The following is a 17,884-nucleotide window of genomic DNA, read 5'->3' on the forward strand; positions in this document are numbered from 1 at the left end:
AAGATAGGCTACCAAAATGAAATTACAACAATTAGCTGAAGAAAAAGTCGGTGTACTGATTGTATTCACCCTGCTTGTAGTCAGCGTCGGCCTTCTGATTGAGGCTGTTCCGCTGTTCTTCACCAAGGCAGTTACCGAACCTGCGCCCGGCGTGAAACCATATAACGCTCTGCAAGTGGCCGGTCGCGATATTTATGTGCGCGAAGGCTGCTACAACTGCCACTCTCAAATGATTCGTCCATTCCGTGCAGAAACTGAACGTTACGGTCATTATTCCGTTGCCGGTGAGTCTGTTTATGACCATCCGTTCCAATGGGGTTCTAAACGTACCGGTCCGGATTTGGCTCGTGTCGGCGGCCGTTATTCCGATGAATGGCACCGCATCCACCTGCTGAACCCGCGCGACGTTGTGCCGGAGTCCAATATGCCTGCATTCCCATGGCTCGCACGCAATAAAGTCGATGCCGAGGCAACTGTGGCGCATATGAAAGCCCTGCGTAAAGTGGGTACACCTTACAGCGATGAAGAAATTGCCAAAGCACCTGAAATGCTGGCTAACAAATCAGAGCTGGACGCTGTTATCGCCTATCTGCAAGGCTTGGGCTTGGCATTGAAAAACGTAAGGTAACATCATGGACGCTAACTGGGCTCGCTCGCTCTTTACTGTTTGGGTATTTATCAGCTTTATTTTAGTCCTCTATATTGTGTTCAATAGACGCAATAAGAAAAACTATGACGATGCTGCCAGCAGTATTTTCGATAATGACGAACGAAGGCCGTCTGAAAAGGACGATCAAGCTCAGTCAGTCCGTGATCACGGAGCAAAATAATGAACACAACATCCCAATTTACCAGTAGTTTCTGGAGTATATATATTGCCGTTATCGTCGTGCTCAGCTTCATCGGCCTGGCTTGGCTTCTGCTTTCGCAAAACGTTGTGAAACGCCCTAAAAAAGGCGAAGAAGTAAAAACCACAGGTCATGAGTGGGACGGCATTTCGGAGTACAACAACCCTCTGCCACGTTGGTGGTTTTGGCTTTATGTCTGCACATGGCTGTTTGGCGTCGGCTACCTGATTATGTATCCAGGTATTGGCGATTACAAAGGCCTGTGGGGCTGGAGCAGCCATGGTCAATATGAAGAAGAAGTTGCCAAAGCCAATCAGCAATACGGTAAAGTGTATGCTAAATTTTCCAATATGCCGATTGAGAAAGTGGCTAAAGACCCTGAAGCCCGTGCTATTGCACAAAACCTTTTCAATACCTACTGTATCCAATGTCACGGCTCAGATGCCAAAGGCTCCAAAGGCTTCCCGAATTTGACCGACGACGACTGGTTGTGGGGTGGCGAACCTGAAAAAATTCAGGAAACCATTGAAAAAGGCCGTACTGCCTCTATGCCGGCATGGGGGCCTGCTTTGGGTGAAGAAGGAGTGAAAAACGTAACACAGTATGTTATGTCTCTTTCTAAACCTAAAGGTCAATACGACGAAGAACGTGCAGAACGCGGTAAAGCCCTGTTTAGCGGCCCACCTGCCAACTGTTTCACTTGTCACGGCGACAAAGGTCAAGGTATCCAAGGCCTCGGCCCGAATCTGACCGACGATGTATGGTTGTGGGGCGGTACTCAAAAAGCGATTACCGAAACCATTACCAACGGCCGCAGCAGCCAAATGCCTGCTTGGGGTCACTTCCTTGACAAAGACAAGCTGCACATCATGACCGCTTATGTTTGGGGTTTGTCCAACAAAGACGGTAAAAAAGCTCCTGCTAAAAAAGCCGAGCCTGCTCCGGTAGCTCAACCTGCCGATGTTTCTGCTCCGGCGGCTGCTTCTGCTCCTGCTGCCGATAAAGCTGCTTCAGATGCTAAAGCTGCTCCGGCTGCTGAAGCCAAACCTGCTGAAAAAGCAGAAGCAGCTCCGGTTAAGGTAGACGGCAAAGCTGTTTTTGAAGCCAACTGTAAAACATGTCATGGCGGTATGATTCCGGGCGCACCTGTTGTCGGTAAAAAAGACGACTGGGCTCCTCGAATTAAGCAAGGTAAAGATACTTTGCACAAACACGCGCTTGAAGGTTTTAATTCAATGCCTGCCAAAGGCGGCAACAGCAGCTTGAGTGACGATGAGGTTAAAGCGGCTGTAGACTTTATGGCAAATGAGTCCGGTGCAAAATTCTAATTTTGAGTCGGATTGAAAAAAGCGTACCTAACAAGGTACGCTTTTTTATATTTGATAAAACCAATAAGAGAAGACATATCAAAGAGGTGAAATATATAAGGCCGTCTGAAACATTCAGACGGCCTTTGTTCTTGGTTCAACCAAAATTAATCAATCCAAAGTGGACGTGCTGCGTTTCAGGAACCATTCGCTGAAAGGCCACTCAACACTGTCGAGTAAGTTTTTGGTAATTAGCCCCAGTTCCGTATCGCCTTCGATTTGCAATTTACGGTTGAAAAATAAGGTATCGGGATCTTCCTCGCGCATCATCATGCGCATGAAGTCTATACCGTTGGCCGCCAGCCTCAGATCGGGGACGCCACTGAAGTTGTCGTCCAGGAATTTTTCCGTATTGGCACTAAACCGCACTTTGATACCGGCATCCAAAACTTCGATTTCGAATTTTCTTCCGGCAAAAAGTTCCATATCGGCAGGCAGTAAACCTTTTCTCAGCATGGTATTCAATACGGAGACCAAAACAAAGCGTGGAGGTTTGCCGGGAAGTTTGGTACCGATTTTTGCCATCCATTTGGGTAATATGATTTCAGGCAGCGCCATAATATGCCTCCTTCACGGTTTCAATACCGGGCTGACCGCGCCAATAGCCGTCAACCAGTGTTCCGGTAGTCAGTCGTTCCAACTCGGGGCGGACATCTTCCCATGTGGCTTTTCCGTCCAATACATCGCGGTGAATTTGGATAATTTCAGCCATGCTGTGCATTTGTGGCGACAGTCTGAGCATATTCACGCCGATTTTATTCAAGTCTTCATGGTGGGGCAGTAGGTTTTGGCAGCCGTAAGACATGGTTTGGATGCCGTTGATGGTGAGAAACGGCTGGCCTTCTCGCGTATTCATGGCCATACCGTGCTCGTGGTCGAGGCAGCGGAACTCGCAACTGTCTTTATTCAGATTGTAATGGCGGGCGGTAAAGCAACGTGATGAATAGGCGAGCGGCATTTTACCCCAAGCGAAGAGTTCGGTTTCAATGCCGTCTGAAGCCTTGATGATTTCGGCAACCTTATTGCGGCTCAGCTCGGACGGTGCAATCCAGCGGAATGCCCCTAATTTTCGGAATACGTCCAAAGTGGTTTCGTTGTAGATATTCAGGCTTGCACCGGCAACAAAAGGAATGCCGTGTTCGCGTGCCAATTTGACCGCACCCATGTCGTTGGCTTCAACTTTAAACTTTCCCTGCTCTGTAATTTTGCGCAGGCGTTTCAGATCGGATTCGCTTTCGAGCAGGACTTGTGAAGAAAGAATAATCTCCTTACCGCTTTCCGCCAAGTCTTCAGCCAGTCCGAACCAATCGGCAAATCGCATTTTCTGACGGCGTGAGCAGACTACTTCGCCCAAATAGACCGTGTCCAACGGCGTATCCAGCATGGAAACGTAAAATTCTAGCAGGGCTTCTTTTTGCCAGAAAAATAAAATAGGGCCCAGCGACAATTTCAATGAATTCATTTTCTTCCCCTTATTTCCATGGGCGGTTGTATGCGCCCAAAGTTGTCTGATGACCTTCCGAAACTTTGCTCAAGGCATTGTTCCAGGACGGATTGACTTTGAAATGCGACGGGTCGGCTGCGGCTGCATCCAGTGCTTGGCGCAGGGATTTGGTTACTTGCGCCGTATACATCGGACTGCGTTGGCGTCCCTCGATTTTGATGGCGGATACACCGATTTTGATGAGTTCGGGCAACATTTCCAAAACATTCAGGCTGGTCGGCTCTTCCAAAGCATAGTAAGTTTCATCATTGACTTCAAAGCGGCCTTTGCACAAGGTTGGATAACCTGCCGGTTCATTGGGTTTGTATTGGTCTATCAATACCTGGTTTAGACGTACGTCCATGCGGTCGGGCAGTTGTTCCCAGCGGACGGATTTTGCCGGAGAGCAGACACCTTGCATATTGGGCGATTCGCCTGTTGCATAGCTCGATAAGATACAACGGCCTTCCGCCATCACACACAAACTGCCGAAGCCAAAGACTTCAATTTCCACATCAGTATTGTCAATTACATGTTTGACCTGATCGATGGTCAGCACGCGCGGCAAAACGGCACGACGGATGCCGAACAGCTCTTTCATCATATTGATGGCTTCGTAATTGGTGGCCGAACCTTGTACCGACATATGCAGGCGTAAATTCGGATGTTTGTCTGCCGCATACGCCATGATGGCGGGGTCGGCAACAATAATCGCATCGGCACCCAATTCCGCCGCCGTATCCACAGCGGCGTGCCAACGCTCCACTTGGCCGGCTTGTGCGAATGTATTGATGGCCATCAGTACATTGCGCCCGCGCGCATGGGCGTAAGCTACGCCTTCCCGCGCAGATTTCATATCGAAATTCAGTCCCGGAAAGTTTCGTGCATTGGTCGCATCTTTCAAACCCATGTAAACCGTGTCCGCACCGTTGTCCACAGCGGTTTTCAGTGCAGGCAGGTTGCCGGCGGGGCAGACCAATTCTGGAATTTTCTGCATTTTGTGTTCCTCGTCTTGATGATAACCTCTATCGGGTTAATCAATATTTTGTAGAATTCCGGATATTTTATGGATTAATGACACAAGATATGCTGATTTAAATCAAATCGAAAAAATCAGATTGACGTAGGCATATTGTTTACAAAATCTTAACAGACGTTGTTTTTTATATATTTCATGTGCTTAAAAATTTTGATGACGAATTTTGTTTCAAAATCGGCTTATGTTTTTAACTATCGCATTTATTAATTTTTACAATAATTGCGATAGGAAAATGAAAAAAGGCCGTCTGAAAATCTGGTTTCAGACGGCCTTTCGCTTTAAAGGGATATATTTAAGAGAAGCCCAAGCGTTTATCGGGTCGGGTAAACACAAAAATAAACAGGGAAGTTAACGCGCCTAAAGTATCGGCAAGCATGTCTTTTTGCGCATCCCAAATATCGCCTTGTGAACCCAAGAACTCCAGTCCGGCTTCTCCACCGTCGATGACGGCATATTGCCATTCGATGATTTCATAGGCGGCAGCCACACTCATAATGAAGAACAGTGAGAAAAATAAGGCCAACGGCAGGTTGCACAGCTTGCGGCGCAGCAGCCATTCAGCCATTGGATAGGCGTAGAAGCCGATGATGTAATGGGCAATACGGTCGTAATGATTGCGGTTTTCGCCCAAAATCGGTTCAAAAAAGCGGTTGATGGATTCAAATGGCACATCGGCAAAAGTATAGTATGCACCGATGGAATGCATAATCAGCCAAAAGCTCATGAATAAGTAGGCCAAGTTGCTGAAGCGGAAAATGCGGTAGGTAGCAACCAGAAGGCAGAATACGGATGCTACGGGGATAATTTCGGCGTACCAGACCGCGCGGTCATGAGGATTAATGCCTGACCAAACAATAAGGGAGAAGATAATCGTAGCAAGAAAAATGGGAAAGATTGGAGAGGGTTTATTCATGTTGTGTGTATGTAGTAATAATGGTTGCGTATTGTATAACGAATTGGCAGGGCAGGCAGTTTTAGACATTCAAGGCCGTCTGAAAACAGCTTTCAGACGGCCTGAAGTTTAGCCGTTCCAGAAATAACGGGTGATGTGGAAAAACACGGGTGCGGCAAAACAAATCGAATCTACACGGTCAAGCATGCCGCCGTGGCCGCGTATCATATTGCCCCAGTCTTTGACACCGTAATCGCGTTTGATGGCAGACATAACCAGGCCGCCAAAGAAACCCATCAGGCAGACGATAAAGCCGATAACGGCCGCTTGGCCGTGGGAGAACGGCGTAATCGGCGCCATCAGCGCGGCAATGGCTGTGGCCGATAAAATACCGCCGACAGTGCCGGAAATGGTTTTTGACGGGGAAAGCGAAGGCATGATTTTTGCACCGCCAATCAGTTTGCCCCAAACGTATTGCAACACATCTGATACTTGCACTACGCCAATCAGGAAGATCAGCAACAGGATATTGTTGCTATTATCGAAGCCGTCCAAGTCCAGAAACATCAGCGCCGGAACATGGGACAGACAGAAGATGCAAATTATCGCCATCCATTGCGTTTTGGCGGCGCGTTCCAAAAAATGCGCGGTTTGGCCGCTGAGGCTGGCAATAATCGGCAGTATCAAAAAGCCGTAAACCGGAATAAAAATGCTGAACATACCGTACCAGCCGTCATAGACGAAATAGTATTGCACCGGCAGAAGCAGGTAAAAGCAGACCACCATGCTGTAATAGTCGCTGCGCCGGCGATAGACGAGGGTCATAAACTCGCGCAGTGCGGCAAATGAGATCAGGAAAAACAGTACAACCGTCCCGATTTTGCCGAACCAAAATGCACCCAGCAACACCAACGTCATCAGCCACCATGCGTAAATACGGGCGTTGAGGTTGGCAATGGTGGCATTATCTGCGCCGTTTTTGCGCTTGAGCCATTGTCCGATGATGCTGGCAAAACACAATACGGCAAATACGCCGACAAAAATATAGCTGGCTTGAGGAGTCAGATGAGCGGCGGCTTGTTCGACAATGATTTGTTGGGAAGTCGTAGAAAGGCTCATGCTTGTCCTCCTTTGTTTTGATGAACTTCAGGTTCATTTTGGCGAAGCTCGCTGCGGTCGTTTTCAGACGGCCTGAGTGCCAGTAGCGCCTCACGGCTGCGTGTCAAAAAGCTGTCTTTGTCTTCGTTTTCCTGCAAAGTAAGCGGCTGTCCGATATGGACTTCACACAAAAGCGGGATAGGCAGGATTTTGCCTTTGGGCAGTACGCGGCTGATGTTGTCTATCCAAATCGGCACAAATTCGGTATTGGGTTTGCTTTTCGCCAGATGATAAATGCCGGACTTGAACGGCAGCAGGATGGTGTTGTCGTCAGTATTACGCGTGCCTTCAGGGAAAATAATCAAAGAGTCGCCTGCGTTCAGCGCGTCTTTCATCTGTTCGGTAATTGCTTGCGGATTATCACTATGGCGCGGAATCAGCAAGGCATTGAAAACGTTTTGAATGATGAAGCGTTTGAGTTTGCTTGTCAGCCAGTAATCCGAACCGGCGACTGGGCGCGTGGACAAGCGCCAGCGGCGGGGCAGGGAAATCCACACCAATACAAAATCGCCATGGCTGCCGTGATTGGCGTAATAGACTTTTTGGTGCTGATTGAATGTCAGCTCGCGCGGACTTTTGGGGCGTACGCCCGTAAGAAAAGAGACCGACAGACATAAGGCTTGGTCAGTTAGCCAGGCAAGTTGTTTTTTGAGGAAGTTTTTCATTGTTTCTGCCTTTGGGAGTGAGATACCGCTCTAGATCTGGTTTGGGTAAATTAGCCAAAATAATCAAATGCTTTGGATAAGCAAAATTAAAAATTGTGCGGCGGTCAGGTATAAGCTTTTGCGCCATAAGGAAAGTGCGCCGTTTATCCGTTGGGTCAACGTACGGCTGCCTGAAATTTGGCGTAAACCGTTTTGCTGTAAGGTGTGGTCGAAGTCTTCAGGAGAGTAGCGGTTGTCGGCAAAGTCTTGGAACACGCGACGGTCGAAGTGAATGCGGATATGGCAGTACAGCAAAACTGCTGCCAAGACAAGTTGCACCGCAAACCATGCGCCGCCATATTTTGCCGACAAGGCGAGCAGCAAGGCATTGCAGGCGGCAACATAATGTGCGGTAGAGAGCAGGTGGGCAGTAATACGGCTGTCGGTTGCGTTGTCCATCATTATCCTTGTTTTAAACGGTTGGCCGCAGCTTCAACTGCTTGGGCGGTGGCCGGCGATAATACCATTTGCGGCCGAGCCTGTTTGAGTTCGGCCTTCGCTTGCGCCAAGTTTTTGCAGCCACCATAGACCAGCAGCCACGTCAGCACCACTGCGGCACTTCTTCCATAACCCAAAGCGCAACATACCAGCGCTTTGCCGTGTTTTTGGCGCAAGGTTTCCAATATCAAGGCCGTCTGAACCAAATCGTTTTCAGACGGCGTTACCATATCCAGTAAAGGCAGAGCGCGATATGCTCCCTGATAGCTACGGCAGGGATATTCGGCGCATACATCCAATACGACAGGCAAATGGTTTGAAATCCCTAAAACGCTGCCAATTAATACATCATTGCGGACTGGTGCCGTTTTCGCTTTACCGCGTAACCAATACGCCATGTTTAGCCGTACGCTCACCAGATAAGGCAATAGTAAAACCGTCGCTGCCACCGATAATTTACCGTTAGCCTGTTTTTGGAATATGTTTGCATTTCCAGTCAAATAGGCAAAGGATACCATCAGTAAAGACACGCTAATCCATATCAACCACAGCCACACACCACCCAGCAGCGCAGGCAAAGCCGTCAAACACGCGCCAAGTAAATACAGCAACGCAATCCTTCTTGAGCGTACATCACTCAAGCCCAGTCTTAACGGCGAAGTCATCTGACGCGGGAAAGCCCACAACACCAGCCAGCCAAGCAATGCTCCTGTCGGCACGTCAATAAAATGATGTTGATAAGTTGTCAGTACCGACAGGGCAATCAGGCTTTGCCATAAGAAAAGAGGCAGGCGGATTTTGGGAAAGCGCGTCCAATAAAATGCACCCACGATAATTGCCAACGCAATATGCAAAGATGGCGCTTGGTTGTACGGCAAATCAAATGCAGCCAATGAATCAAACAGCCAGCCTGACAGTCCATCGGCAGGCGGTTTAGGCCACCCGAAACGCAGCGGAAACAGCACAAAGCAAGCAGTCGCAATCAGTTGGGCGGCTACAAGGTGCGCTACATATCGGTTTTGTTCATGTGTATCACGGCAAAGAAAAAATGCCGCGGCATACATCAGGTTCAGCGACCAATAAGGCACAATCGTCCATGCCCAAAACGGAATATTGCGCTCCCATGCAAAAGCGATTTCAGGTACATAGTCCAGCGATGCCGCGTAATGGTTGGAGAGGCCGTAGCTGGTGTAGAACAGGATACCGACTGAAATCAGCTTGAGTAGGGAGGTTTTGAGGGTAGGTTTCATGGATAGGTACATGGTTTAAATAAGGCCGTCTGAAAGTTAAAAAATTGTTCAGACGGCCTTTATTTTTATTTCTTCACTGCCAAGCTCACGGTGAAAATACCGTCTTCGTCTATCCATTGATGGATTTTTTCAAAACCGGCTTTTTCAACCAACTGATCCATTTCCTGCTGACTGCGGCGGCGCATTACCCAGTTTGGGCTGCCTGCTTTGTGGCTGGTCAGGGCGCGGGCAATCATTTCCAGTTGCGGATGCCACGGCTGGCCGGTGTAAATCAGGTAGCCGCCGGTTTCAATGGCTTCTCCAAAGCCGTAGAGCGAGTTTAAAATCAAATCGTTGTCGGCAAACAATTCGTGCAAGCCGGAGACGATGCCTAGGGTAGGGCGCGGCTGTAAATCATGATAATTGGCGCGGTCGTAAGCATTGACTTCATTGAAGGTTACCGTGTTTTGCAAGCCGCGTTCTGCAATCAGTTTGCGGCCGGCTTCGACATTAATCGGGCTGTAATCGCGCAAGCGTACGGAATCAGGCAATGTGTCGGCAGTCAGGGCATCCAATACATAGCGGCCATGACCGGACGCGATATCCAAAACGTGTACAGGTTTGCCTGCTTCACGCAATTTAGCTGAGGCCGTCTGAATGGCTTTGCCGATATTGACTTTGCGTTGGCGAATGCCGCGCCAGCCGATGGCGTTGAGATAGTATTTGTCCACCCATACACCGAAAGCGTTGCTGCCTTGCGGTTGATTGCGGTAGACATAATCCAGCGTGCTACCCGAATCAAAACCTGTTTCTTGACCGATTCTCAAGCCTTCACTCCAGCGTGAACCCAGTTTGAGCGAGGCGCGATATGTTGCCCAAAATGCGCCGCGAGGCGTACAAACAGGCAAAGGCGTAGCCAGTTCGTCGGCTTCGCGACGGCTGTCTCCAAACAAGTGCGCTTGAGTCAGATCGACTTGTTGCAAAGGCTGATTGAAACGCTCGCGGATAAAACGGCGCATTTCGACAAATGCGATTTCACGGTCTTGCTCGCCTAACGTATCGTGGTAGAAACCGGGCAGGATATGGCGCTCTTTAATATGGCTGCCTAAGCGGTTGTAGAAATCGTGTTGCGGTTTGTGATGAACAACCCAATCGCTGCCTGAAATCAACAGTTGTATAGGCGTAGTAATCGCTTGTGCATCGGCAACGACGCGCTCGGCCGCCTCATATAAACCCAGCAGGATGCGCACAGAAATAGCGCGGGCAATCAGCGGATCATTGTCGTAGCTTTTTTGACGTTCGACATTGTGGGTCAGATAGTGGGCTTTGACGTAGCTGTTGACAAAGAAATTGCCACGCCATTTTTGCATAATTTTCAAACCGGTACGGGCAAACGGAACATAGAGTTTGACTTTGAACGCAGGCGAAGCCAATACGGCGCAACGGATTTTCGGCGCGTAATCGTGCAACCAAGTAGAAACCAATACCGCACCAACACTTTGTGCAATCACGCAGATGTTTTCAGGTTTGATGCCGTATTCGCTTTGAATGTGTCGGATAAAATCATCTACATCAGCAACCGAAGTACCGATACTCGGACTATCGCCGCGTTCACCAGGGCTGTAACCATGACCGCGCGCGTCCCAAGCAAAATAGGCAAAATCATCAAAACCTAGCTCATCTGCCACAAACATCATCCGGCCGGAGTGCTCATGCCCGCGATGGAACAGCACAATGGCTTTGTCGGAAGAACCATCAGCAGCAGGGCGATAGCGGTAGAAAAGCGAAGTACCGTCTTGGGTAGAAAAGAATTTTTGCTGTTCGGACATGAGAAACTCCTAATAGTCATATTTTTTGAACAGTATCATGACATATCGAATAAATGCAATGACTATCCGATAGACGGACGAATGCAATGATGGAGAGAAATGGTAAAAGATGGTTTCAAATTTCACTTAAAACGGATGACAGTGATTGTTAAAAGGTTGGATAGAGGGTGTTTGGATAACCTTACAAATTACTACCGACATATCATCATAAACTCTTTGTTTCGCCATTAATTTACGAAATATAGTCAGACGAGACTTATCGTTATCATATTGTTGCCAAATTTTTTCTCTTATTTCTTCTGAAATAGAATCGCTTAGGCCGTCTAAACAGGCCTTTACTACGTTTAACCAATCACTAATTAACTGCTAATTTTGTCATGTTTTAATACATCCATCGAAACCCGAATACACATTTTAAAAGGAAATCAAACATGAAAAAATTCTTATTGACCGCCATCGTTGCTTTGTCTGCTGCTACTGCCGGTGCCAGCGATTATATCGAACATAAAATCTACAGCGACAAAAACTTCGAGCAAAACCGTGCTAAAGCCGTAAGAATGTTGGAACAACGCGGCTATCAAGTTCACGATGTTGATGCCGATAGCCGTCGAGGTCAGCCTGTGTTGGAGGTTGAGGCTTTTAAAAATGGCCGTGAGTACGACATTGTTTTGTCGTATCCTGATTTGCAAATTATCAAAGAGCGCATCGATTATTAATATTTCGATATAAAGTGGATTGTCGCAGGGCTTTTAGTTCTGCGACAGTTTGTTATTTGGGAATTTAAAGAATGTAAACAGCATGTAAATTACCTAAAACAAATGAACTAAATATGTTTTTTATTTTCCATGTAGTTCAAAGTGTTTGATGTCGGGAGTCATGATATGAGTTTGAATGATTGGAAGGAAGATGGTCAGCCGAAGCAGATGGGCGACCAAGAAAAACCTTTAAACGACGGCACATCTGCAGAATCCCAACAGGATGTTGATTTGTGGGATCACAAGCAAAACGGCGTTGTTGAAAACGAAGTTGAGGTTGTGGCTGAAGCGGTAGAAATTCAGGAAGTGGTTGAACATCCTGAGATGCCGTCTGAAAAAAACGAGAAAAAAGTCAAACGTAAAAAAGACAAGGCGAAAAAGAAAAAAAATAAAGCCGAGGATTTGAATGCGCCTGATTTGTTGGGTACGAATAAGGGCGTGGAAACCATGTTCCGCAACGCCGTACGCTCGGAGATGGAATTGTTGGCGCTGGCGGCAACCAAAGCCAATATTATGATTTCGCTGAATGGTTTTATTGTTTCTGCTCTGATGATCTCGGGTGCATTTATTTTTTCATCGTCGCCCGAATTTTTGATTCCGGCCAGTACGTTTATGATTACTGCTGCCGCCTCTATCGTGTTTGCATTGCTTTCTGCTTCGCCGGAACGTATCGGCAAAATGCAGGCGGCGCGGACATGGTTTAAGGATTTTATCCGCGGCCGTTCTAGGCTGAAGGATTTGAAAACCCGCCTCAGTAGTACCGAAACGCGCTTTTTTGGCGGCAGCCAACCCAATATTTTGATTTATGAAGACCGTGTGAAGCTGCAAAAAGATCAATATTGGGAAATGATGCAGGAAATTATGGGCGACCGTAAACAAATCTATGAAAAGATGAGCGACCATCTTTACTGGCTTGGTTTGTTGGCGGATAAGCAGTTCAAATACATTAACTTATCTTACGCGGTATTCCGCTGGGGCTTACTGGCTTCGTTGGCGGCATTTATCGGCGTGAAAACATTGCCGTCATTACTGATGCCTCCGGCCAACAACGCGGCAGAGTTGCGTTCGCTGGGTATCAATATGTTTAACGGCGTATTTGAACCTTCTGCCGTACAACAGCTTCCGGATGGTAAGTTGCTGATTGCGGAAGACGAACCTAACCATGCGTTCAGTATCATCAGTATTGATAAAACCGGTAGGTTTGTGGAAGACGAGGCATTGGATACGCGCGTGATTACCGGTTTCAAACGCCGTCTCAGCGACTTGGAGGCTTTGGCTCGCGACGAGGAAGGTTTTATCTACGCGCTGACTTCACACTCGCGCACCCGTAAAGGCAACCGCTCGCCTGACCGCGAACACTTGATGCGCTTTAAAATTCAAGACGGCAACGTGTTGGGGCTGACCAGCTACGACAATCTGACGCAGGTTTTGGAAACCGATCACAAGTTGCATGATTTGATTCGCGAGCGAACCAAGGCAGAAGTTTCTTTTGACGAAATCAATATTGAGGGCATGGCGTTTGATCCGGTGAAAAAACGTCTTGTTTTGGGGTTCCGTGATCCTGAGTTCAACAACATGGCTTTGGTTGCGTTTATCAGCAATCCGAAAGATGTGTTTGAGCGCAATGCCAAACCTGAGTTTGATGAAGTAGCTGTGATTGATATTGATGGCGGCGGTATCCGTTCCCTCAACTATGATCCTGTGTTGAAAACCTACGTGATTGCCAATGAAGTGAAGGATGAGAATGGACAGAAATTCTCACAACTGTGGACTTGGAGCGGTAATCCGACCGATGAACCGCAAAAAATCTCCCTGCCTAATCTGCAACACATCACCAACGTTGAAGCCGTCGATTCGATTACCGTTAACGGCAAGCCGCAGATGATTCTGATGGGTGACGAAGGTAATGCTTCGCAGAAAATTACTGCCAAGTATATGTTGGTAGATTACAGTCAGTTGGGCAAACAGTAAGTTATCTTGGTTGATGGATAAAAGGCCGTCTGAAACCGATAGTTTATGGTTTCAGACGGCCTTTTTGTTTTCAGTAAAACGGGGTGATGGGTTTAAATATTCTAATCAATGATGATTAACCCAAGAACGTGGATAAGTTTCAGACGGCCTTCAAGCCATTGATGACACGTTTGTAGCAGGTGTAAACCAGTGCCGCGCAGGCCAGCCACATAAGGATATAGAAAAGAGAATGGAAGCTGCCGGCGATTGCATACCATACTGCCAATGCGCCGATAAAGAATGCACGGTCGCTTTTGCCGAATGGCCCGTCATAACGACGGCCGTTGCCATGAACTTGTCCCAAAACGCCGCAAAATTCAGTCATTGCCGCCAGCCAAATAAACAGGGCAATTTGCACGCCGCCGAAGGGCGCGATAAAGGCAAAAGGCAGATACAAAGCAGCATCGGCGACAATATCGGTGATTTCATTCAAATAACCGCCTAATGCCGATTGCTGGCCGAACTCCCGTGCCAGCATACCGTCCATCGCATTCAGCGCCATACGGATGAACAACCAGATCGGTAAAAGCCAGAATAATGTGGATATACCTGCAAACAATGCTAAAAGCAAACCGATCAAAATGGAAACGGCGCAGGCAAACAGGGTAACCTGATTGGCAGTAATGCCTTTTTGATACAGTCGCTTAACAATGGGGCGCAACAGGTTTTGGAATTTTGGTTTCAGGGCGTAGATGCTCATAATTATGCTATATAAAAGAAAATGAAGTGCCGTGATTATAGACGAAATCCGTTATAATCCGTCAATCTTCGAATCACGCGGTTCGCAAACCTCCCGCGTTAACAAAACTAGGAATTTACTATGGAAAAACAGCAGGCACTCGTTATTTTTTCGGGCGGGCAGGATTCAACAACCTGCCTGATTCAAGCAATTCAAACATATGGCCGTGAAAATGTGCAGGCCATCACTTTTCAATATGGGCAACGCCACGCCATCGAATTGGAGCGCGCGCGTTGGATTGCCCAAGATTTAGGCGTGAAGCAGACCGTACTCGATTTGAGCCTGATGCAACAGATTACGCATAACGCATTGATGGATGATACAGCGTCCATTGAAACAGCTTCAGACGGCCTGCCCAATACATTTGTAGATGGACGCAATGCTTTGTTTTTGCTTTACGCCGCTATTTACGCCAAAGGGCAGGGAATACGCCATATCATTGCCGGCGTGTGCGAAACCGATTTTTCCGGTTATCCCGACTGCCGCGATGTGTTCGTCAAGTCGATGAATGTTACGTTGAACTTGGCCATGGATTACGCTTTTCAAATCCACACGCCCTTGATGTATTTAACCAAAGCGCAAACTTGGGCATTGGCGGATGAAATGGGTGTGTTGGATTATATTCGCGAGCATACGCATACCTGTTATAACGGCGTGGTTGGTGGTTGTCATGAATGTCCGAGCTGTATTTTGCGCGAGCGTGGTTTGTCGGAATATTCGGAAAGTAAAAAGGCCGTCTGAATTAAGAGGGGCATTTTTTCCAATATCCAGTTGTACGAAAAGGCCGTCTGAAAAATTCATTTCAGACGGCCTTTGGCTATGTATTTTATTCTGCTTAGAACAGCAAATCTGCCGGTTCGCTGCTTGCCGGAGCATCTTTCACAGGAGCAGAGGCAGGGGCAGTAGCCGGTTCGGAAGCGGCTTTAGGCGCAGAAGCAGGAGTATCGGCAGGAGTAGTTGCCGGTTTGGCAGCAGGTTTTGCCGGTTTCACCGGAGTCGGACGAACGCTTTGTTTCGGTTCGGATGCTGCCTTGTTTGTATCGTCGGTAGCATCGACTTCGATTTCAGTGCCTTGAGGCAATACCACATCTTTAGCAGGAGCCGGTTTTGGCATGACTTTTGGTTTGCTGTAAGCATCCGTGCCGCTGGTCCATGCCAAAGATTTTAAAGGCGATTTGAGTTTTACGCCTTTGGCGCAGGTCAGACAGTTTGCCGCTCCGGTGCGTCCTTTCAGGATTGCATCCACACGCGCGGCTGGAATGGTTTTACCGTGCGCTTTTGCCCAAGCGGCAATGCTTTTTTTCAGGGCAGCCGTATCAAGGTTTTTCTTGTCGTATGGGTCACGATAGGCAGCCAGCCACAAGTTTTGGTTGGCATCTTCGTTCAGGCTCGCCATTTGGTAGATAACGGAGGCAGGAGAACCTGTTGCGATGGTTTTGGCGAATTCTAATGCATCAGGCGATTTCATGCGCACGCAACCATGGCTGCGGACGCCGGGTACGCTGGCAGGGGCATTGGTGCCGTGAATGCCAAGGCTTAATTTAGGGTCGCCAAGGCGGACAAATACCGGGCCCAGCGGGTTATTTGGGCCGGCCGGTACGCTTTTAACGCCGTCATTGCGTTCTTTTTGGATAGATTTAGGGATGTGCCAAACCGGGTTGTAGGCTTTTGCACCGATTTTATGTTCGCCCAGATTGGTTTGGGTCATGGCTTTGCCGACGGCAACAGGATAAATTTTGCTCAGTTTACCGTTGTCGTAGAGGAACAAACGCTGTTGCGTAATATTGATAACGACGTGTTGTCCGGAAGAGGCGGGGGAGACGTCTGGAATAAGTGTGTTTGCAGCAGTGGCCGAGGTCAGAAGGGCGGCTGTCAGGCCAAGGAATAATTTTTTCATGTCGTCTTTTTTTTGTAGGGATTGAAATGAAAGTTTTTGGCGCATGATACCTGAAACTCTGTGTTTTTGTGAGAAAATATGCGCTTTCGGTATTGGAAGACAGTCAGACGGCCGGTAAGCGGCTGTCTGACGGAAACGGTATGAGTGTGAAAGAACGGTATCAAGAGGCGGAAGTTTTTTCTTTGGATTATGAGGGCAGGGGTGTTGCCAGAGTCGATGGAAAGACTGTATTCATCGGCGGTGCGCTGCCCGGAGAGCGTGTAACGTTTGCCATTCATAAAGAAAAAAAGCAGTTTGCAGAAGCTCAGGTCGAAACGGTTTTAAAACCTTCTTCCGAACGCATTGAGCCAGCTTGTTGCTATTTTGATACATGTGGCGGCTGTTCGCTTCAACATGTTTCTTTCGGAGCGCAAGTTGCGTTAAAGCAACGGATTTTGGAAGAGCAGTTGGAACGGATAGGTAAGGTCAAGCCGGAAATAATTTTACCTCCTTTATATGGTTACTCCTGGTATTATCGCGATAGAGCGCGTTTAAGTGTTTCGGTGGATAAACAAGGCCGTCTGAACCTCGGTTTTCAGGCCAAAAAAAGCCATGATGTCGTCAATATCCGCCATTGCCATATTTTGCCTAAGCATGTGTCCGATAGATTGCCTGATGTCCGCAATTTGCTGCAAAAGCTGCATGATGACGGTGTAAAAGTGAAATTTGTTGAGTTTTATTGCGGGAAAAATGTGACAGCGCTCAACATTCGTTTCATAAATCAACCGTTTGGACAAATATTAAGCGAATTGCGTAATTGGTTTGATAATATATTGTCGGGTGCTGAAAAGGCATGGCAAATATGGTTGCAGGATCATGCCGAGTCCTTGCCGTTTTATCCCGAGAATGCTCCTGCTCTGAACTATAATTTTGCTCAATTTGATGTAGAAATGCCTTACAAACCCGGTGATTTTACGCAGATTAATGCGCAGCTGAACGAAGTGATGGTGGCAAGGGCGGTCAGACTTTTAAACCCTCAAAAAGGGGAGCGGATTGCCGATCTGTTTTGCGGTTTGGGCAATTTTAGTTTGCCGCTGGCGAAAAGTGGCGCATCGGTTGTCGGTATTGAAGGCGCTTATTATTTGGTAGATAGGGCAAGGGAAAATGCCCGCCTGAATCGTTGTGCCGAGAATATGACGTTTTCTGTTGCCGACTTGTTCGATACCGATGAAAAAACTGTTGAGTCATGGGGAAAATTTGACAAGATGCTACTGGATCCGCCGAGAAGTGGGGCTTATGCTGTTGTCAAATCGCTACATAAGCCATTTTTACCTCAGAAGATAGTGTATGTTTCGTGTAATCCATCAACATTTGCACGAGATGCCGGTGTCTTGGTTGATAAGGGTTATAAGTTTAAGGCAGCGGGAATCATGAATATGTTTGCACAAACCTCGCATGTTGAATCCATTGGTGTGTTTGAGTTGTAAATTGGTATCAAGTCCTTTATGTGAGTAGGG

The 17,884-nt window shown here is 47.7% G+C and carries 18 protein-coding genes and 1 riboswitch; of the genes, 7 read left to right on the top strand and 11 right to left on the bottom strand.

What is annotated here, in order from left to right; genetic code table 11:
• Positions 1 to 16 precede the first annotated feature (16 nt).
• From ccoO to ccoP, 3 genes are read left to right on the top strand one after another with little or no spacing between them, the layout of a single operon-like run.
• Positions 17 to 628: a cytochrome-c oxidase, cbb3-type subunit II gene (ccoO, locus tag ACTHTG_RS07390; protein WP_003748778.1), complete on the top strand. Its 612-nt coding sequence runs from the start codon at positions 17 to 19 to the stop codon at positions 626 to 628.
• 4 nt (positions 629 to 632) lie between these two features.
• Positions 633 to 830, top strand: a complete 198-nt coding sequence (locus tag ACTHTG_RS07395; RefSeq protein ID WP_004519588.1) for a cbb3-type cytochrome oxidase subunit 3 — start codon at positions 633 to 635, stop codon at positions 828 to 830.
• Positions 830 to 2,176 (top strand): cytochrome-c oxidase, cbb3-type subunit III, encoded by a 1,347-nt coding sequence (gene ccoP, locus ACTHTG_RS07400; protein ID WP_004519589.1) that lies wholly within the window; start codon positions 830 to 832, stop codon positions 2,174 to 2,176. The genes ACTHTG_RS07395 and ccoP overlap by 1 nt, the downstream gene beginning before the upstream one ends.
• A 150-nt stretch (positions 2,177 to 2,326) precedes the next feature.
• Here ccoP and ubiT read toward each other — a convergent pair whose 3' ends face one another.
• The 9 genes from ubiT to ACTHTG_RS07445 form a co-directional block, all read right to left on the bottom strand.
• Positions 2,327 to 2,773, bottom strand: a complete 447-nt coding sequence (ubiT, locus tag ACTHTG_RS07405) for a ubiquinone anaerobic biosynthesis accessory factor UbiT (protein ID WP_308538650.1) — start codon at positions 2,771 to 2,773, stop codon at positions 2,327 to 2,329.
• Entirely contained in the window at positions 2,760 to 3,677 is a 918-nt protein-coding gene (locus tag ACTHTG_RS07410; RefSeq protein WP_308538649.1) for a U32 family peptidase, read from the bottom strand. The genes ubiT and ACTHTG_RS07410 overlap by 14 nt, the downstream gene beginning before the upstream one ends.
• A gap of 10 nt (positions 3,678 to 3,687) precedes the next feature.
• Positions 3,688 to 4,695, bottom strand: coding sequence for a ubiquinone anaerobic biosynthesis protein UbiU (gene ubiU / locus ACTHTG_RS07415; RefSeq protein ID WP_440360608.1), 1,008 nt, complete (start codon positions 4,693 to 4,695; stop codon positions 3,688 to 3,690).
• 334 nt (positions 4,696 to 5,029) lie between these two features.
• On the bottom strand, positions 5,030 to 5,650 hold the full coding sequence (locus tag ACTHTG_RS07420; RefSeq protein WP_308538647.1) for a DUF2238 domain-containing protein: 621 nt from the start codon (positions 5,648 to 5,650) through the stop codon (positions 5,030 to 5,032).
• A 108-nt stretch (positions 5,651 to 5,758) separates the two neighbouring features.
• Complete coding sequence (locus ACTHTG_RS07425) at positions 5,759 to 6,748, bottom strand: phosphatidate cytidylyltransferase (RefSeq protein WP_308538646.1); 990 nt, start codon at positions 6,746 to 6,748, stop codon at positions 5,759 to 5,761.
• Complete coding sequence (locus ACTHTG_RS07430; RefSeq protein WP_254343685.1) at positions 6,745 to 7,452, bottom strand: lysophospholipid acyltransferase family protein; 708 nt, start codon at positions 7,450 to 7,452, stop codon at positions 6,745 to 6,747. Before ACTHTG_RS07430 ends, ACTHTG_RS07425 begins: the two co-directional genes overlap by 4 nt.
• 63 nt (positions 7,453 to 7,515) lie before the next feature.
• Positions 7,516 to 7,890 (bottom strand): hypothetical protein, encoded by a 375-nt coding sequence (locus ACTHTG_RS07435; RefSeq protein WP_039862080.1) that lies wholly within the window; start codon positions 7,888 to 7,890, stop codon positions 7,516 to 7,518.
• A 2-nt stretch (positions 7,891 to 7,892) separates the two neighbouring features.
• Positions 7,893 to 9,179 (bottom strand): dual specificity protein phosphatase family protein, encoded by a 1,287-nt coding sequence (locus ACTHTG_RS07440; protein ID WP_232502743.1) that lies wholly within the window; start codon positions 9,177 to 9,179, stop codon positions 7,893 to 7,895.
• A gap of 65 nt (positions 9,180 to 9,244) precedes the next feature.
• A complete protein-coding gene (locus ACTHTG_RS07445; protein WP_039862081.1) occupies positions 9,245 to 10,987 on the bottom strand; it encodes a bifunctional alpha/beta hydrolase/class I SAM-dependent methyltransferase in 1,743 nt (580 codons plus the stop codon).
• A 431-nt stretch (positions 10,988 to 11,418) separates the two neighbouring features.
• Between ACTHTG_RS07445 and ACTHTG_RS07450 the strand changes: the two genes are divergently transcribed.
• Positions 11,419 to 11,703, top strand: a complete 285-nt coding sequence (locus ACTHTG_RS07450; protein ID WP_070460093.1) for a PepSY domain-containing protein — start codon at positions 11,419 to 11,421, stop codon at positions 11,701 to 11,703.
• Positions 11,704 to 12,066: 363 nt separating this feature from the next.
• The gene (locus ACTHTG_RS07455; RefSeq protein WP_374042851.1) at positions 12,067 to 13,713 is read left to right on the top strand and encodes a Pycsar system effector family protein; all 1,647 of its coding nucleotides are present in this window, start codon (positions 12,067 to 12,069) and stop codon (positions 13,711 to 13,713) included.
• A 139-nt stretch (positions 13,714 to 13,852) separates the two neighbouring features.
• On the opposite strand, the gene ACTHTG_RS07460 is transcribed toward ACTHTG_RS07455, so the two are convergent.
• The gene (locus tag ACTHTG_RS07460) at positions 13,853 to 14,452 is read right to left on the bottom strand and encodes a CDP-alcohol phosphatidyltransferase family protein (protein ID WP_308538645.1); all 600 of its coding nucleotides are present in this window, start codon (positions 14,450 to 14,452) and stop codon (positions 13,853 to 13,855) included.
• 71 nt (positions 14,453 to 14,523) lie between these two features.
• Positions 14,524 to 14,569, top strand: a riboswitch (PreQ1 riboswitch).
• A gap of 3 nt (positions 14,570 to 14,572) precedes the next feature.
• On the opposite strand from ACTHTG_RS07460, the gene queC reads away from it, so the two are divergent.
• Positions 14,573 to 15,232 (top strand): 7-cyano-7-deazaguanine synthase QueC, encoded by a 660-nt coding sequence (gene queC, locus ACTHTG_RS07465; protein WP_070606931.1) that lies wholly within the window; start codon positions 14,573 to 14,575, stop codon positions 15,230 to 15,232.
• Positions 15,233 to 15,326: 94 nt separating this feature from the next.
• On the opposite strand, the gene ACTHTG_RS07470 is transcribed toward queC, so the two are convergent.
• Positions 15,327 to 16,388, bottom strand: coding sequence for a L,D-transpeptidase (locus ACTHTG_RS07470; RefSeq protein WP_070607377.1), 1,062 nt, complete (start codon positions 16,386 to 16,388; stop codon positions 15,327 to 15,329).
• A gap of 140 nt (positions 16,389 to 16,528) precedes the next feature.
• On the opposite strand from ACTHTG_RS07470, the gene rlmD reads away from it, so the two are divergent.
• On the top strand, positions 16,529 to 17,854 hold the full coding sequence (rlmD, locus tag ACTHTG_RS07475) for a 23S rRNA (uracil(1939)-C(5))-methyltransferase RlmD (RefSeq protein WP_039862086.1): 1,326 nt from the start codon (positions 16,529 to 16,531) through the stop codon (positions 17,852 to 17,854).
• Positions 17,855 to 17,884 lie beyond the last annotated feature (30 nt).

Source organism: Neisseria sp. P0017.S009, assembly GCF_051957375.1.
Classification (GTDB): Bacteria; Pseudomonadota; Gammaproteobacteria; order Burkholderiales; family Neisseriaceae; genus Neisseria; species Neisseria perflava.

What these genes read in the sequence shown, in the direction of transcription:
- ccoO (WP_003748778.1), top strand. Translation starts at nt 17, where the DNA reads ATGAAATTACAACAATTAGCTGAAGAAAAAGTCGGTGTACTGATTGTA.
- ACTHTG_RS07395 (WP_004519588.1), top strand. Translation starts at nt 633, where the DNA reads ATGGACGCTAACTGGGCTCGCTCGCTCTTTACTGTTTGGGTATTTATC.
- ccoP (WP_004519589.1), top strand. Translation starts at nt 830, where the DNA reads ATGAACACAACATCCCAATTTACCAGTAGTTTCTGGAGTATATATATT.
- ubiT (WP_308538650.1), bottom strand. Translation starts at nt 2,773, where the DNA reads ATGGCGCTGCCTGAAATCATATTACCCAAATGGATGGCAAAAATCGGT.
- ACTHTG_RS07410 (WP_308538649.1), bottom strand. Translation starts at nt 3,677, where the DNA reads ATGAATTCATTGAAATTGTCGCTGGGCCCTATTTTATTTTTCTGGCAA.
- ubiU (WP_440360608.1), bottom strand. Translation starts at nt 4,695, where the DNA reads ATGCAGAAAATTCCAGAATTGGTCTGCCCCGCCGGCAACCTGCCTGCA.
- ACTHTG_RS07420 (WP_308538647.1), bottom strand. Translation starts at nt 5,650, where the DNA reads ATGAATAAACCCTCTCCAATCTTTCCCATTTTTCTTGCTACGATTATC.
- ACTHTG_RS07425 (WP_308538646.1), bottom strand. Translation starts at nt 6,748, where the DNA reads ATGAGCCTTTCTACGACTTCCCAACAAATCATTGTCGAACAAGCCGCC.
- ACTHTG_RS07430 (WP_254343685.1), bottom strand. Translation starts at nt 7,452, where the DNA reads ATGAAAAACTTCCTCAAAAAACAACTTGCCTGGCTAACTGACCAAGCC.
- ACTHTG_RS07435 (WP_039862080.1), bottom strand. Translation starts at nt 7,890, where the DNA reads ATGGACAACGCAACCGACAGCCGTATTACTGCCCACCTGCTCTCTACC.
- ACTHTG_RS07440 (WP_232502743.1), bottom strand. Translation starts at nt 9,179, where the DNA reads ATGAAACCTACCCTCAAAACCTCCCTACTCAAGCTGATTTCAGTCGGT.
- ACTHTG_RS07445 (WP_039862081.1), bottom strand. Translation starts at nt 10,987, where the DNA reads ATGTCCGAACAGCAAAAATTCTTTTCTACCCAAGACGGTACTTCGCTT.
- ACTHTG_RS07450 (WP_070460093.1), top strand. Translation starts at nt 11,419, where the DNA reads ATGAAAAAATTCTTATTGACCGCCATCGTTGCTTTGTCTGCTGCTACT.
- ACTHTG_RS07455 (WP_374042851.1), top strand. Translation starts at nt 12,067, where the DNA reads ATGCCGTCTGAAAAAAACGAGAAAAAAGTCAAACGTAAAAAAGACAAG.
- ACTHTG_RS07460 (WP_308538645.1), bottom strand. Translation starts at nt 14,452, where the DNA reads ATGAGCATCTACGCCCTGAAACCAAAATTCCAAAACCTGTTGCGCCCC.
- queC (WP_070606931.1), top strand. Translation starts at nt 14,573, where the DNA reads ATGGAAAAACAGCAGGCACTCGTTATTTTTTCGGGCGGGCAGGATTCA.
- ACTHTG_RS07470 (WP_070607377.1), bottom strand. Translation starts at nt 16,388, where the DNA reads ATGAAAAAATTATTCCTTGGCCTGACAGCCGCCCTTCTGACCTCGGCC.
- rlmD (WP_039862086.1), top strand. Translation starts at nt 16,529, where the DNA reads ATGAGTGTGAAAGAACGGTATCAAGAGGCGGAAGTTTTTTCTTTGGAT.